This window comes from Pseudomonas sp. S07E 245 (assembly GCF_019599025.1).
GTDB classification, from domain to species: Bacteria; Pseudomonadota; Gammaproteobacteria; order Pseudomonadales; family Pseudomonadaceae; genus Aquipseudomonas; species Aquipseudomonas shirazensis.
Window position 1 is genome coordinate 3657267 of record NZ_CP080625.1, and the last position, 12751, is coordinate 3670017.

The window sequence follows — 12751 nt, forward strand, 5'->3', positions numbered from 1 at the left end:
TTTACTCTTTGCCCGGCTGGCGCGCCAGGCGGTCGATTTCTTCGCGGAATTCGTCAAGGTCCTGGAAACGCCGGTAGACCGAGGCAAACCGGATGTAGGCGACTTCGTCGAGTTGACGCAGCGCCTCCATGACCAGCTCTCCGACCACCAGCGACTTGACCTCGCGCTCGCCGGTGGCGCGCAGCTTGTGCTTGATCTGCGCCAGCGCTGCTTCCAGGCGCTCGACGCTGACCGGGCGCTTTTCCAGCGCGCGCTGCATGCCGGCTCGCAGCTTGTCTTCGTCGAATGGCTGGCGGGTGCCGTCTTGCTTGATCAGCCGCGGCAGTACCAGTTCGGCGGTTTCGAAGGTGGTGAAGCGCTCGCCGCAGGCGACGCATTCGCGCCGGCGACGCACTTGTTCGCCCTCGGCGACCAGGCGCGAGTCGATGACCTTGGTGTCGTTGGCACCGCAAAAGGGACAGTGCATGGTGGCAGGCAACAAAAAAAGGGAGGGCCATGGTAGCGCATCCGACTGGCAAGACAAGCCAAAGGGGTTACCATCCACTCAAATCTGCCCCTGAAGGACTTCTCCATGCACTTTCGAGCGCTCGTCGTGCTCTGCCTCGCTGGCCTGATGACGGCCTGCAGCAGCGATAAACCTAAAAACGAACCGGTGCCCGCAACGCCGGCGCCGAAAACGGTGAAAAAGGCCCCGGCGCTCGGCCCACTGCCGGCTTATCAACGGGAAATCAGCGGCAGCCTGCAAGACGTGCCAGCGGGTGCCGAGGTCGAGCTGGCATTGCTGGTGATCGACGAACGTGATCGCCCGCAGCGGCTGCTGGCCAGCAGCACCCTGACCGGTACCGGTCAGGACCTACCCTACCAACTGCGCTTCAACCCGGAAGCGTTCCCGGCCGGTGCCCGCGTCGAGTTGCGCGGTCGCGCCAGCCGCTCGGGTCAGTTGATCATGCACCTGCCGCCACAGCGCATCGTCCAGGCTACGAGCCAGGCCACCGGCCCGCTGCGCTTCGAGAAAGCCCCGTAAATGGCGCCAGTGCAGTTGCAGCATGCGCTCAGCGGTCTGATCGGCGAAGCGCAGCTGGTTGCCACTGCGCTGCCGGAGTGCGCGCTGAAACTGTGGCTGCTCGACGCCGACAACATGCACCGCGCATTCACCCGCGAAGAGACCCAGCGCATCCTCGATGAGCCGCCGTACTGGAGCTTCTGCTGGGCCAGCGGCCTGGCCATGGCCCGCTACCTGGCGGCCAATCCACAGTGGGTCGAGGGCATGCGCGTGCTCGACTTTGGCGCCGGTTCGGGCATTGCCGGGATCGCCGCAGCGCGGGCGGGTGCTGTCGAGGTGGTTGCCTGCGACCTTGATCCGCTGGCCTTGGCTGCGTGCCAAGCCAATGCTGCGCTGAACCAGGTCGAGCTCGGTTACAGCAGTGATTTTTTTGCCGAGGCCGACCGCTTCGATCTGATTCTGGTGGCTGATGTGTTGTACGACCCGGCCAACCTGCCGTTGCTCGATGGGTTTCTCAGCCGTGGCCGCCAGGTGCTGGTGGCCGACTCGCGGGTGCGCAATTTCAGCCACCCGCTGTACCGTCAGTTGGACGTGCTCGAAGGCTTGACCCTGCCCGACCTGGCCGAACCGCACGAATTCCGCCGGGTCAGCCTGTACCACGCCAGCCGCGAGCCTTTATAGTGGTGTCATTCAGAGATTTGCGAGAGTTGCGATGAGCCAAGCCCCCGATACCAACGCCCTGCCGTACATTTTCGATGCTACCGACGCCAACTTTCAGCAGTTGGTCATCGAGAACTCCTTCCACAAACCGGTGCTGGTGGATTTCTGGGCCGAGTGGTGTGCGCCATGCAAGGCGCTGATGCCGTTGCTGGCCAAGATAGCCGAGGGTTATCAGGGCGAGCTGTTGCTGGCCAAGATCAACTGCGACGTCGAGCAGCAGGTGGTTGCCCAGTTCGGTATCCGCAGCCTGCCAACCGTGGTGCTGTTCAAGGACGGTCAGCCGGTCGACGGCTTTGCCGGTGCGCAGCCCGAATCGGCGATTCGCGCCCTGCTCGAGCCGCACGTGCAGATGCCTGCCGCGCCGACTGCCTCGCCACTGGAAGAAGCCAAGGCGCTGTTTGCCGAAAGCCGCTTTGCCGAGGCCGAAGCGACCCTCAAGCTGTTGCTGGGCGAAGACAACAGCAATGCCGAGGCGTTGATCCTGTACGGCCGTTGCCTGGCCGAGCGTGGCGACCTGAGTGAAGCTGAGGCCGTGCTGGGTGCGGTCAAGAGCGACGAGCACAAGGCAGCGTTGGCCGGCGCCAAGGCGCAGCTGACCTTCTTGCGCCAGGCCGCCAGCCTGCCGGAAGCCGCCGAGTTGAAGAGCCGTCTGGCGCAGAACCCTGAGGACGACGAAGCCGCTTATCAGCTGTGCATTCAGCAGTTGGCGCGCCAGCAGTACGAAGCGGCGCTGGATGGGTTGCTCAAGCTGTTCCAGCGTAATCGCGGTTATGAAAGCGGATTGCCGCACAAGGCGCTGTTGCAGGTGTTCGAGCTGCTCGGCAATGAGCACCCGCTGGTTACCGCGTATCGGCGCAAGTTGTTTGCCTTGATGTATTGAGGCGCATATCGGCCCGACGGTCTGCGGGGCCGCACAGATCCTGGGGCCGCTGCGCGGCCCTTTCGCGACACAAGGCCGCTCCTACAGGCCGGCGGTGAGCCATGAGCAACTCGGTCGCCTGTAGGAGCGGCCTTGTGTCGCGAAAGGCCAGCGTAGCTGGCCCACTATGCTTCAACCGATCCAGTGATAAACAGGCGCATCCCCCGCGCTTTCCACCCTCACCTCAGCACTGTGACGCAAACGCACCAGCAGCCGCTTGCCCGCCGCCGTGCTGCCGGTCAACTGCTCCAGTTGCTCAAGTAATTCTGGCCCAGTCATCTGTCCGGCCACGCGCAAGGCTTCGCGCGCAGCTTGCCACTGGTCATCGTTCTGCCGCACCGCGGGTGCCGGCGTTGCCTTTTCCACCGGCGCAGCCAACTCCACCTGACGCCCAAGCTGCGCCCATTCCGCCGGCTCCAGCTCGATGGTCAGGTCCACCGGCCACTCGCCGATCGTTCCTCGTATTCTCACCTTGGCTTCCTCGCTCACAATTGCCTGGCGCCCATGCTCCCACGACATGAAACCTTCGCCAAGCAGCTGGCACTCGCTAGAAAAATTGTTATAACATTACTAAATCATTCGCCCTGCTCTCTGGAGTTGTCCATGCGCCGTCTGTTGCTTGCACTGCCCTTCGCCCTGCTGCCCCTGGCCGTGGCGCATGCCCACGATGAGCATGATCACGATCACGACCACACCGCGCTGGGCGCCCATGAACACGGCGTGGCCAAACTCGACGTAGTACTGGATGGCAACACCCTCGAGCTTGGCCTGGACAGCCCGGCGATGAACCTGGTGGGCTTTGAACACGCCGCCAGCAGCGATGCCGACAAGGCCAAGGTAGCCAGCGTACGCCAGCAACTGGAGCAGCCGCTGCAGCTGTTGGGTCTGGCCAAGGACGCTGGCTGTAGCATCGACGCGCAGGAGCTGCAAAGCCCGCTGTTCGACGCACCAGCAGCCGCTGCCGGCAAAACCGAGAAACACGCCCACAGCGATATCGAAGCGCACTATCAGTTTACCTGCAGCAACCCCGGCAAACTCGCCAGCATCGACCTCGCGCCGCTGTTCAAGGCTTACCCGGCGATGCAGAAGATCAACGTGCAGTTGATTGGCCCTAATGGCCAAAAAGGCCTTGAAGCAACGCCGACCACTGCGACGGTCGCGTTCTGAATGAGCCAGGCGTTGATCGAACTGCGTGATCTGCTGTTCGCCTGGCCCGGCCAGGCGCCGCTGCTGGATATCCCGCAGTTTCGCCTGGAAGCGGGCGAAGCGCTGTTTCTCAAGGGCCCCAGCGGCAGCGGCAAGACCACCCTGCTCGGCCTGCTTGGCGGTGTGAACCTGCCGGCGCAAGGCAGCGTGCGCCTGCTCGGTCAGACCTTGGCCGAGCTGGGCCAGGGCGCGCGCGATCGCTTCCGCGTCGATCACACCGGCTACATTTTTCAGCAGTTCAACCTGCTGCCGTTTCTGTCGGTGCGGGAAAACGTCGAACTGCCTTGTCGGTTTTCTGCCAGCCGCGCCGAGCGTGCCCGCCAGCGCCATGGCAGCGTCGATCAGGCCGCCACGCAACTGCTCGCGCACCTGGGCCTGACTGACCCGGCAATGCTCGCGCGGCGCGCCGATAGCCTGTCGATCGGCCAGCAGCAACGAGTAGCCGCGGCCCGGGCGCTGATCGGCCAGCCGGAGTTGGTGATCGCCGACGAGCCAACCTCGGCGCTCGATGCCGACACCCGCGAAGCCTTTATCCGGCTGCTGTTCGACGAATGCCGCGCTGCCGGCTCCAGCCTATTGTTCGTCAGCCACGACCAGAGCCTGGCGCCGCTGTTCGATCGACACCTGTCACTGGCCGAACTCAATCGCGCCGCCGCGCCCCGGGAGGCCTGATGTACCTGCTCCGCCTTGCTCTGGCCAGCCTCGCCAACCGGCGCTTCACGGCCTTTCTTACCGCCTTCGCGATTGCCCTGTCGGTCTGCCTGCTATTGGCCGTGGAACGGGTCCGCACCGAAGCCCGCGCCAGCTTTGCCAGCACCATCAGTGGCACCGACCTGATCGTCGGCGCCCGCTCGGGCTCGGTCAACCTGCTGCTGTACTCGGTGTTTCGCATCGGCAACGCCACCAACAACATCCGCTGGGACAGCTATCAACACTACGCCAGCGACCCGCGGGTGAAGTGGGCGATCCCGATTTCGCTGGGCGACTCGCATCGCGGCTATCGGGTGATGGGCACCAGTACCGATTACTTCAGCCACTACCAGTACGGCCGGCGCCAGCACCTGGAACTCAGCCAGGGCCGGCCGTTTGCCGATAACCCGTTCGACGTGGTGCTGGGCGCCGAAGTCGCCGAGGCACTGCACTACAAACTCGGCGACAAGCTGGTGCTGGCCCATGGCGTAGCGGCGATCAGCCTGGTCAAACACGATGACAAACCGTTCACTGTGGTCGGCGTGCTCAAACGCACCGGCACCCCGGTTGACCGCACCCTGCACATCAGCCTGGCCGGCATGGAGGCCATTCACGTCGACTGGCACAACGGCGTACCGGCTCGCGGCGCCGGCCGCATCAGCGCCGAGCAAGCGCGCGGCATGGACCTGCAACCGACTGCGATCACCGCCTTCATGCTTGGCCTAAACAACAAGATCGCCACTTTCAGCGTGCAGCGCGAGATCAATCAGTACGCCAACGAGCCGTTGCTGGCGATTCTCCCGGGCGTGGCCCTGCAGGAGTTGTGGAGCCTGATGGGGACCGCCGAGCAAGCCCTGTTCGTGGTGTCGTTGTTTGTCGTGCTGACCGGCTTGATCGGCATGCTCACGGCGATTTTGACCAGCCTCAACGAGCGCCGCCGGGAGATGGCCATTCTGCGCTCGGTGGGTGCTCGGCCCTGGCATATCGCCGGCCTGCTGGTCCTCGAGGCGCTGGCGTTGGCGGTAGCCGGTATCGTCGCCGGGCTTGGCCTGCTGTATGCCGGCATCGCTCTGGCTCAGGGCTACGTGCAGGCCAACTATGGTTTGTACCTGCCACTGGCCTGGCCGAGTAGCCATGAATGGACGCTGCTGGCTATCATCCTCGGCGCAGCGTTGCTGATGGGCAGCGTGCCGGCCTGGCGTGCCTATCGGCAGTCATTGGCTGATGGTCTGTCGATTCATTTGTGAGTGATTACCATGCGTCTGCCCCGCCTTAGCGCTCAGCTCCCGCGCTGCCTCATGCTACTGGTGCTGCTCTTCAGCTCGCCGGTGTGGGCGGCTGAGCCGCGCGAGCTGGATTGGCCGGCATTGATCCCCGAAGGCGCGCCAGTGCAAGCCCCGCAGCTGGCGCCGCTGCACGACCTGTCGCAGATCGGCAACGCGCTGGCGGCCGAGTCCGCGCCGCCAGCACCACAGCAATCGGCCAATGCTCCGGTGGTGCAGGCGCTGGACAATCAGCAGGTCAAGCTGCCGGGCTATATCGTGCCGCTGGAAGTCAGTGAAGAAGGCCGTACCACCGAGTTCTTGCTGGTGCCGTATTACGGCGCCTGCATTCACGTGCCGCCACCGCCGTCGAATCAGATCGTGCATATTTTCAGCGAGATGGGCGTACGCGTCGAAGACCTGTACCAACCGTACTGGATCGAAGGGCGTATGCAGGTCAAAGCCAGCAGCAGCGAGCTGGCTGACGCCGGATACCAGATGGAAGCCGAAAAAATCTACGCCTACGAACTGAAATAAGCCCGCAGGACGGCTATGCCGCGCTTCGTTGAGCTGGGTCAAACATTTGGTTTAAGCGCCTCCGTACCATTAGGCCATTGATTACCAATGTCCTTTCGGAGCTTCCATGAACAAGTCCTTGCTCGGCGCCTCGCTCGTCGCCCTGGCCCTCGTTGCGCCTGCTGCCCACGCTCACCAGCCGGGTGATTTCATTGTCCGCGCCGGCGCCATCACCACCGCGCCCAACGAAAGCAGCGGCGACTTGCGCTTCGACGGCAACAAGGTAGCCGGCACCAAGGCAACCCTGACCAGCGACACGCAGCTGGGCCTGACCTTCGCTTACATGCTCAGCGATCACATCGGCGTCGAGCTGCTGGCGGCCACGCCGTTCCAGCACACCGTTGGCGTCAAGGGCCTGGGCGGCGGCCTGGATGGCAAGCTGGCCGACATCAAGCAACTGCCACCGACCCTGTCGCTGCAGTACTTCCCGATGGACCCAGCCTCCAAGTTCCAGCCGTACGTAGGCGTGGGCATCAACTACACCCTGTTCTTCGATGAAGACCTGAGCAGCGCGCGCAAGCAGCAAGGCTTCAGCAACTTGAAAATGCAGGACTCGATCGGCATCGCCGGCCAGGTTGGCATGGACTACATGATCACCGACAACGTGCTGGTCAACGCCTCGGTCTGGTACGTCGACATCGACACCAAAGCCACCGTCGACGGCCCTGCCGCACTGGGCTACAGCAAGACCAAGGTCGACGTTGAAGTCGATCCATGGGTGTACATGGTCGGTATTGGCTACAAGTTCTGATCGTTGCTGCATGACAAAGCCGTTGCCATCAGGCAGCGGCTTTTTGCTGTCAGCGCTGGCCATTGCCTGTTTGCCAGCGCAGATACAGCCAATAAATCAAGGCCAGTGCGCTGAACCCCGCGCCCACTGCGCACACGGCCATCCAGCCCCAGCGCGCATAGACCCAGCTCGCCGCTACCGCCCCCACCCCGCTGCCCAGCGAATAACAGCACATGTAGGCCCCGATCAGGCGGCTGGCCATCTCACTGCGCCCTTTCAGCAGCAATGTCTGGTTGGTGACGTGCACCGCCTGAACGGCAAAATCGAGCATTACTACGCCCAGCACCAGCGCCAGCAATGAGTATTCAAGAAAGGCCGTGGCTACCCACGACAGCAGCAACAGCAGCAAGGCCACGCCTGTGGTTCGCTGCGCGTGGCCCTGGTCAGCCAGACGCCCGGCACGTGACGCTGCCATCGCACCGGCGATTCCGGCTAGGCCAAACAGGCCGATCTGGGTATGGCTCAGCGCCAGCGCTGGTGCGCTCAGCGGCAGTACCATTGCACTCCACAGCACGCTGAAAGCGGCGAAGGTCAGCAAGGCCAACAGCCCACGCTGGCGCAACAGCCGATCGTGTCGATACAGACCGACAACCGACGCCAGCAATTGCCAATAGCTGGCGCTGCGGGCGCCTGGCTGCGCGCTCGGCAACTTGCGCCAGAGCAGCAAAGCCATCAACAGCGCCAACCCGGCAGCAACAAAATAGACGCTGCGCCAGCCGGCAACGTCGGCGAACCCACCAGCCACCAGTCGCGCCAGCAAGATGCCCAGCACCACGCCGCTGGTGACCTGGCCGACCACGCGCCCCTGCTCCTGCGCTGTCGCCAAGGTCGCGGCATGCGCCACCACCACCTGCACCACGACCGCCAGCAGCCCGACCAGACTCATCGCCAGCAGCAATACGGCCCAGTCCTGCGCCAGCCCGACCGCCAGCAGCGCCGCGGCCGAGAGCAGCAGTTGACAGACGATCAAACGCTTGCGCTCGAACAGATCGCCCAATGGCACGACCAGCAACAGGCCAACCGCATAGCCGGCCTGAGTCACGCCGACGACCAGCCCGACCTTGCCCGTTGCCACCCCCAGGCTGGTCGCCATCGACTCGAGCAACGGTTGAGCGAAATACACCGAGGCCACAGCCAGTGCACAGGTCACGGCAAGCAACAGAGTGAGTGAGCGAGTAAGTGGCGCAGGGCTGAACGCGGTCATGGCAGGCACTCGACAACTGGTTTCATATTGAAACCACTTACTGGCTTTCTAGCAAATGTGGTTTTAATCTGCAACCAGATAAACAAGCGAGGTTTTCGCCATGCTGGACCCGATCAACGACCAATGCCCCGTGGCACGCGCGCTGCTGGTGCTCGGTGATCGCTGGGCGCTGATGATTCTGCGTGATGCGTTCGATGGCCTGCGCCGCTTCAGTGAGCTGCAGAAGAGCCTCGGCCTGGCGAAGAACATCCTCTCCTCGCGCCTCAAGCTGCTGGTAGAAACCGGCCTGCTGACCCTGCAACCCGCCTCGGATGGCAGCGCGTACAAGGAGTACGTGCTGACCGACAAGGGCCGCGCGGTGTTTCCCATCGTGATTGGCCTGCGCCAGTGGGGCGAGCAATTTCTATTCGAAACCGGCGAAACCCGCTCGCACTTGCTCGACAGTGCCCACGGCCAACCTTTGCAGACACTGCAGGTGCAAGCCGGGGATGGCCGCGTGGTGGGGCCGGACGATTGCCTGCGGCGGGTGGTGCGGCATGGGGTGAAGCCAGGTCGCGGCTAATTACGTAGCCAGGGAGCCGGGAATTATCCGCGAGCAGTCGGGTCGTTAGCGCGGTGTCGAGTGCGCTGGGGCCGCTGCGGGCGCCAGCGATCTCAAGCCAGAGATAAACACAGAGACCTTGAAGCGGATGGGTTTCAGTGCGAAACCAGTGCTCTGCTGACACCCAGCTCCATATCATCGATCAGGGCCTTGGCGAGCTCACTCAATATTCGTACAGCGCTCCCTGCTTGCCGATCATTCTCCATCTCCGCCTCTGTAGCGAGATGGCGGATACAGCCCAGGAGTACGGATAGCTCCGAGAACGCCTGATCAAGTGGCACATCACGCTGTACGCAGAAAAGGTTCTGGCAAGGTGTCTGGCCTTGAGTTTTGCGGTGCTTGATATCGGTTTTCATGACACCGCCTCCTTGTCCCTGGCATGCGCAACCAATGCAAGTATCAACTGGTTGAGCACCTCTATGACCTCCAGCAAGTACTTGTGGATGCCAATAGGCTCACCGAAAAGATTGGCTTTGATTGTTCCGTTCAAGCAGTCGAGCAGCTTGTCGACCTGGGCGAGCGCATCTTCCACGCTGAGTTCGGCGTTAATCAGGAAATAGGGTACTGGCGGATCCGGGACGAGCTTTTTCATGGTCAGGTCTCTTGTGTGTTCACAGAAAACCACCACCGTCGCTCTTCTCACGGATTGAGGGTGGCAGCCGTGCACAGGGTGAGAAACCGAGACACAAGAGAAACCCGGCCAGACCGAAGTCTGCCCGCGCACGGCTGCCATAAACTGGCCGTAATTTGTGTTGTCGGGTTCTCACACCCGGTCACCACTTCTGGCGACCCTGTGACATTAGGACTGAGGTGATTCCCCGACAACTGAGCTGCTTCCGAAAGACGCGTAGGATAATTCCTAGACGGGCTTTTGCAGAAGCATTTGGATTTGATTTCAGAAAGGTCTGACGCGCAGATGGGTTTCCCGCAGGCCTGAGCGACCTGCAGAACGGTGTTTAGCCCCTGCCCAACAGCTTGGCCAAACCTTCGACCATCGGCGTTGGTTGAGGGAAGTCGAAGCGTGCCAGCAAGCGCGCGTTGTCGGCGCGGGAGTGGCGGATGTCGCCCGAGCGGGCTTCGCCGTAGCTGATTTCCGGCAGGCTGCCAATGACGTCGCGCAGCGCGGCCAGTAGCTGATTCAGCGAGGTGGCCTGGTTCAGGCCGATGTTCACTGCGCCCTCTTCCACCTGCGGTTGCTCGAGGGCCTGGACCATGACCTGGACCAGATCACCAACATAGAGGAAGTCGCGAGTCTGCTCGCCGTCGCCAAATACCTTGATCGGCAAGCCTTGGGTAGCGCGCTCGCTGAAGATGCTGATCACCCCGGAATACGGCGAGGACGGATCCTGGCGCGGGCCGAAGATGTTGAAGAAGCGGAAGATCACCGGCTCCAGGCCATGCTGGCGGCGGTAGAAATCCAGATACTGCTCGCTGGCAAGTTTGTCCACTGCGTAAGGCGTCAGCGGCGCCTTGGGGGTATCTTCGGCAATCGACTGGCCTTCGCCATTGTTGCCGTACACCGCGGCGCTGGACGCAAACAGCACCCGACGCACGCCATTCAGGCGCATGGCTTCGCAGACATTCAGCGTGCCGATGAAATTGCTCTGGTGGGTTTTCACCGGGTCATCCACCGAGGCCTGCACCGAGGCCACGGCAGCCAGATGCACAACGGCGCGGCAGCCAGCGGCAGCACGGGCGACCAGAGCGGCGTCGGCGACATCGCCTTCGATCAGCTCCAGGCCGGGATGCTGCAACTGCAGGTTGGCGCGCTTGCCGGTGGACAGGTCGTCAAGGATACGCACCGCATAGCCTTTGCCCAGCAAGGCGTCGGACAGGTGCGAGCCGATGAAGCCCGCGCCGCCGGTGATCAGAATAGGGGCGTCAGCCATGTCGGTAGAATCGGTCCAGTAAAGGCGCCAGGCCCGAGCGCCAGGCGCGCGGCTTGATGCCGAAGGTATGAAGGATCTTTTTGCAGGCCAACACCGCGTTCTGCGGCTCTTCGCTGGCGTCCGGCCGCGCGGCGTGAGCCTGGGCGGTGGGTGCCTGCACTGCGAGCTGGCGCCATTGCTGTGCTTCGGCAAGGATCGCCTGGCCCAGCGCCAGCGGCGTGGTCGCCTCGTTGCCGGCGTAGTGATAGGTGCCCCACAGCGGCGCGGCGCAGTCGAGTTGCTTGAGCACCGAGAGGATGACCCGGGCCGCATCGTCCACTGGTGTCGGATTGCCGCGGCGATCGTCCGCCAGGAGCAATTCCTGCGGCTGCTCGGCGCGGGTCAGGAAGCGCCCGAGGGTGCCATCGATGCTCTCGTCCAGCACCCAGCCAAAGCGCAGCAGCACATGCTGCGGGCAAGTTGCGCGCACGCTCTGCTCGACCCGCCACAGCGCCTGGCCGCGGCTGCCCAGGGGCACCGGCTCGTCCTTTTCGCTGTAGGCAGTGGCCCGCGAGCCATCGAACACGCGATAGCTGGAAGGTTGCACAAGGATCATTTCGTGGTGCTGGCACAGCTCGGCCAGGCGCTCGACTGCGCGCTCTTGCTGGGCGAGGCGCTGTTCGCTGACCGCCTCGGCCTGGAACCAGTCGAAGTAATAGGCGAGGTTGATCACCACGTTGGGGCGGTGTTCGTCCAGCAGCAGGGTCAGGCTGGCCGGATCCCAGCCGTTGTCCGGCGGACGCGGCGCCAGGAATCCGATGTCTTCCTCGGCCCCGAGACGAATCAGCGCTTGCCCGAGGGCATTGCCACCACCCAACAGCATCAGGCGCATACGCATAGGGTAAAAAAGTCCGCTCAGATCGTTGGAAGAAAAAGCATTTTGCGGTTTCCGACAGGGGAAGTCCAACGCCTGCTGGATTGCGGCGTTGCTCGGCACTGCGGTAGCGCACTGTGCGGGGCTGTTATCGACCTATACTGAGCGCGCCATCCCCTGCTCAGCGCGAAGGTCCAAATGCCCACCGAATCCATCGCTGCACACCGTTCGACCTGGCAGTATGACGAGGCAGCGCCCGGCGCAGAGCGGTTCATCGAACAGTCATTCGACGGCTATCGGCAGCAGGCACGACTGCTGGTGCCCGATGTTGCACACGCCCCGCCCGCCTTTATCGTCGGTGGCGCACGCTCGGACTTCACCCGCCTCAACCCGTTGCTGTATCGCCTGCAGGCGCAGGGCATCGGCTCGCTCAGCGGTAACCTGTCCGGCCACAGCCTGGCCAGCCAACCGGGCGCCGCCGCGCCGTCGCTGCACACCAATCTGCACGAGGCACTGAGCTTTCATCAGCATATCGCCGAGCAGTGCCATACCCTGATCGGCCATAGCCTTGGTGCAGCCATTGCGCTGAAGATGGCCGCGCAGTTGCCAAGCATCTCCAAACTGGTGCTGATCTGCCCGGCGGTTTACCCGGACGCGGCGCACCAGGCGCCATTCGGCCCGGCGTTCACCGCAGCGATTCGCCAGCCGTTCGCCTTTCTGCAATGTGACAGCTATGAATTCTTGCGCACCTTTACCGGCCAGGTATTGCTGGTGATCGGTGAGTACGACGGGCTTAATTCGCGTGCTTATGGCCAAGGCGCGGGGACCTCGGCGGGGACGCGCTGGGTGTCTGGCGTGCAGCGCTACAGCCCGATCCCGGAAGAAGTCACCCATACCCTGCTGCGCTCAGTGCCGGCGCCACATGTCGAGTGCCTGCTGCTGACCGACTGCGACCACGGCATCGCCGCTCACCTGCGGGACAATCCGCAGGTCGCCGACCAGGTGGCAGAGGTGACCGCAGCGTTCATTCGCGGTTGA

At 63.2% G+C, this 12751-nt stretch carries 17 protein-coding genes; 10 read left to right on the forward strand and 7 right to left on the reverse strand.

Annotated features, from left to right (window positions below):
- Window position 1: 1 nt before the first annotated feature.
- Window positions 2-466, reverse strand: coding sequence for a transcriptional regulator NrdR (gene nrdR, locus K3F44_RS16780; protein WP_101323120.1), 465 nt, complete (start codon window positions 464-466; stop codon window positions 2-4).
- Between the two features lie 105 nt (window positions 467-571).
- Between nrdR and K3F44_RS16785 the strand changes: the two genes are divergently transcribed.
- Genes K3F44_RS16785 through trxA form a run of 3 tightly spaced genes read left to right on the forward strand, consistent with a single transcriptional unit; the run spans window position 572 to window position 2603 of the window.
- Window positions 572-1024 (forward strand): YbaY family lipoprotein, encoded by a 453-nt coding sequence (locus tag K3F44_RS16785; protein ID WP_103435141.1) that lies wholly within the window; start codon window positions 572-574, stop codon window positions 1022-1024.
- On the forward strand, window positions 1025-1684 hold the full coding sequence (locus tag K3F44_RS16790) for a methyltransferase (RefSeq protein WP_101322311.1): 660 nt from the start codon (window positions 1025-1027) through the stop codon (window positions 1682-1684).
- Window positions 1685-1715: 31 nt separating this feature from the next.
- Window positions 1716-2603 (forward strand): thioredoxin, encoded by an 888-nt coding sequence (gene trxA, locus K3F44_RS16795; RefSeq protein WP_101322312.1) that lies wholly within the window; start codon window positions 1716-1718, stop codon window positions 2601-2603.
- Between the two features lie 171 nt (window positions 2604-2774).
- On the opposite strand, the gene K3F44_RS16800 is transcribed toward trxA, so the two are convergent.
- Entirely contained in the window at window positions 2775-3113 is a 339-nt protein-coding gene (locus K3F44_RS16800; protein ID WP_101323121.1) for a hypothetical protein, read from the reverse strand.
- A gap of 132 nt (window positions 3114-3245) precedes the next feature.
- Here K3F44_RS16800 and K3F44_RS16805 point away from each other — a divergent pair, with 132 nt between their 5' ends.
- The 5 genes from K3F44_RS16805 to K3F44_RS16825 all read left to right on the forward strand — a co-directional run bounded on the left by K3F44_RS16805 (window position 3246) and on the right by K3F44_RS16825 (window position 7127).
- The gene (locus tag K3F44_RS16805) at window positions 3246-3809 is read left to right on the forward strand and encodes a DUF2796 domain-containing protein (protein ID WP_220632630.1); all 564 of its coding nucleotides are present in this window, start codon (window positions 3246-3248) and stop codon (window positions 3807-3809) included.
- A complete protein-coding gene (locus K3F44_RS16810; protein WP_101322314.1) occupies window positions 3810-4520 on the forward strand; it encodes an ATP-binding cassette domain-containing protein in 711 nt (236 codons plus the stop codon).
- Window positions 4520-5785: an ABC transporter permease gene (locus K3F44_RS16815; protein ID WP_220632631.1), complete on the forward strand. Its 1266-nt coding sequence runs from the start codon at window positions 4520-4522 to the stop codon at window positions 5783-5785. The genes K3F44_RS16810 and K3F44_RS16815 overlap by 1 nt, the downstream gene beginning before the upstream one ends.
- Before the next feature lie 51 nt (window positions 5786-5836).
- A complete protein-coding gene (locus K3F44_RS16820; RefSeq protein WP_409077650.1) occupies window positions 5837-6337 on the forward strand; it encodes a DUF3299 domain-containing protein in 501 nt (166 codons plus the stop codon).
- A 106-nt stretch (window positions 6338-6443) separates the two neighbouring features.
- On the forward strand, window positions 6444-7127 hold the full coding sequence (locus tag K3F44_RS16825) for an OmpW family outer membrane protein (protein WP_101322316.1): 684 nt from the start codon (window positions 6444-6446) through the stop codon (window positions 7125-7127).
- A gap of 49 nt (window positions 7128-7176) precedes the next feature.
- Here the strand turns inward: K3F44_RS16825 and K3F44_RS16830 are convergent, their stop codons facing one another.
- On the reverse strand, window positions 7177-8370 hold the full coding sequence (locus K3F44_RS16830; protein ID WP_220632633.1) for an MFS transporter: 1194 nt from the start codon (window positions 8368-8370) through the stop codon (window positions 7177-7179).
- Between the two features lie 100 nt (window positions 8371-8470).
- Between K3F44_RS16830 and K3F44_RS16835 the strand changes: the two genes are divergently transcribed.
- Window positions 8471-8932, forward strand: coding sequence for a helix-turn-helix domain-containing protein (locus tag K3F44_RS16835; RefSeq protein WP_220632634.1), 462 nt, complete (start codon window positions 8471-8473; stop codon window positions 8930-8932).
- Window positions 8933-9066: 134 nt separating this feature from the next.
- On the opposite strand, the gene K3F44_RS16840 is transcribed toward K3F44_RS16835, so the two are convergent.
- The 4 genes from K3F44_RS16840 to K3F44_RS16855 all read right to left on the reverse strand — a co-directional run bounded on the left by K3F44_RS16840 (window position 9067) and on the right by K3F44_RS16855 (window position 11737).
- Window positions 9067-9327, reverse strand: a complete 261-nt coding sequence (locus tag K3F44_RS16840; RefSeq protein ID WP_150571006.1) for a DUF3077 domain-containing protein — start codon at window positions 9325-9327, stop codon at window positions 9067-9069.
- Entirely contained in the window at window positions 9324-9563 is a 240-nt protein-coding gene (locus K3F44_RS16845; RefSeq protein ID WP_150571007.1) for a hypothetical protein, read from the reverse strand. Before K3F44_RS16845 ends, K3F44_RS16840 begins: the two co-directional genes overlap by 4 nt.
- 364 nt (window positions 9564-9927) lie before the next feature.
- A complete protein-coding gene (locus tag K3F44_RS16850) occupies window positions 9928-10860 on the reverse strand; it encodes an NAD-dependent epimerase/dehydratase family protein (protein ID WP_150573709.1) in 933 nt (310 codons plus the stop codon).
- Window positions 10853-11737, reverse strand: a complete 885-nt coding sequence (locus K3F44_RS16855; protein WP_101322320.1) for a sugar nucleotide-binding protein — start codon at window positions 11735-11737, stop codon at window positions 10853-10855. Before K3F44_RS16855 ends, K3F44_RS16850 begins: the two co-directional genes overlap by 8 nt.
- 174 nt (window positions 11738-11911) lie before the next feature.
- On the opposite strand from K3F44_RS16855, the gene K3F44_RS16860 reads away from it, so the two are divergent.
- Entirely contained in the window at window positions 11912-12751 is an 840-nt protein-coding gene (locus K3F44_RS16860; protein ID WP_101322321.1) for an alpha/beta hydrolase, read from the forward strand.

Coding starts and splice junctions, on each gene's coding strand:
- K3F44_RS16830 (WP_220632633.1), bottom strand. CDS start 8,370: ATGACCGCGTTCAGCCCTGCGCCACTTACTCGCTCACTCACTCTGTTG.
- K3F44_RS16815 (WP_220632631.1), top strand. CDS start 4,520: ATGTACCTGCTCCGCCTTGCTCTGGCCAGCCTCGCCAACCGGCGCTTC.
- K3F44_RS16860 (WP_101322321.1), top strand. CDS start 11,912: ATGCCCACCGAATCCATCGCTGCACACCGTTCGACCTGGCAGTATGAC.
- K3F44_RS16785 (WP_103435141.1), top strand. CDS start 572: ATGCACTTTCGAGCGCTCGTCGTGCTCTGCCTCGCTGGCCTGATGACG.
- K3F44_RS16825 (WP_101322316.1), top strand. CDS start 6,444: ATGAACAAGTCCTTGCTCGGCGCCTCGCTCGTCGCCCTGGCCCTCGTT.
- K3F44_RS16820 (WP_409077650.1), top strand. CDS start 5,837: ATGCTACTGGTGCTGCTCTTCAGCTCGCCGGTGTGGGCGGCTGAGCCG.
- trxA (WP_101322312.1), top strand. CDS start 1,716: ATGAGCCAAGCCCCCGATACCAACGCCCTGCCGTACATTTTCGATGCT.
- K3F44_RS16810 (WP_101322314.1), top strand. CDS start 3,810: ATGAGCCAGGCGTTGATCGAACTGCGTGATCTGCTGTTCGCCTGGCCC.
- K3F44_RS16845 (WP_150571007.1), bottom strand. CDS start 9,563: ATGAAAAAGCTCGTCCCGGATCCGCCAGTACCCTATTTCCTGATTAAC.
- K3F44_RS16840 (WP_150571006.1), bottom strand. CDS start 9,327: ATGAAAACCGATATCAAGCACCGCAAAACTCAAGGCCAGACACCTTGC.
- K3F44_RS16850 (WP_150573709.1), bottom strand. CDS start 10,860: ATGGCTGACGCCCCTATTCTGATCACCGGCGGCGCGGGCTTCATCGGC.
- K3F44_RS16835 (WP_220632634.1), top strand. CDS start 8,471: ATGCTGGACCCGATCAACGACCAATGCCCCGTGGCACGCGCGCTGCTG.
- K3F44_RS16790 (WP_101322311.1), top strand. CDS start 1,025: ATGGCGCCAGTGCAGTTGCAGCATGCGCTCAGCGGTCTGATCGGCGAA.
- K3F44_RS16855 (WP_101322320.1), bottom strand. CDS start 11,737: ATGCGTATGCGCCTGATGCTGTTGGGTGGTGGCAATGCCCTCGGGCAA.
- nrdR (WP_101323120.1), bottom strand. CDS start 466: ATGCACTGTCCCTTTTGCGGTGCCAACGACACCAAGGTCATCGACTCG.
- K3F44_RS16805 (WP_220632630.1), top strand. CDS start 3,246: ATGCGCCGTCTGTTGCTTGCACTGCCCTTCGCCCTGCTGCCCCTGGCC.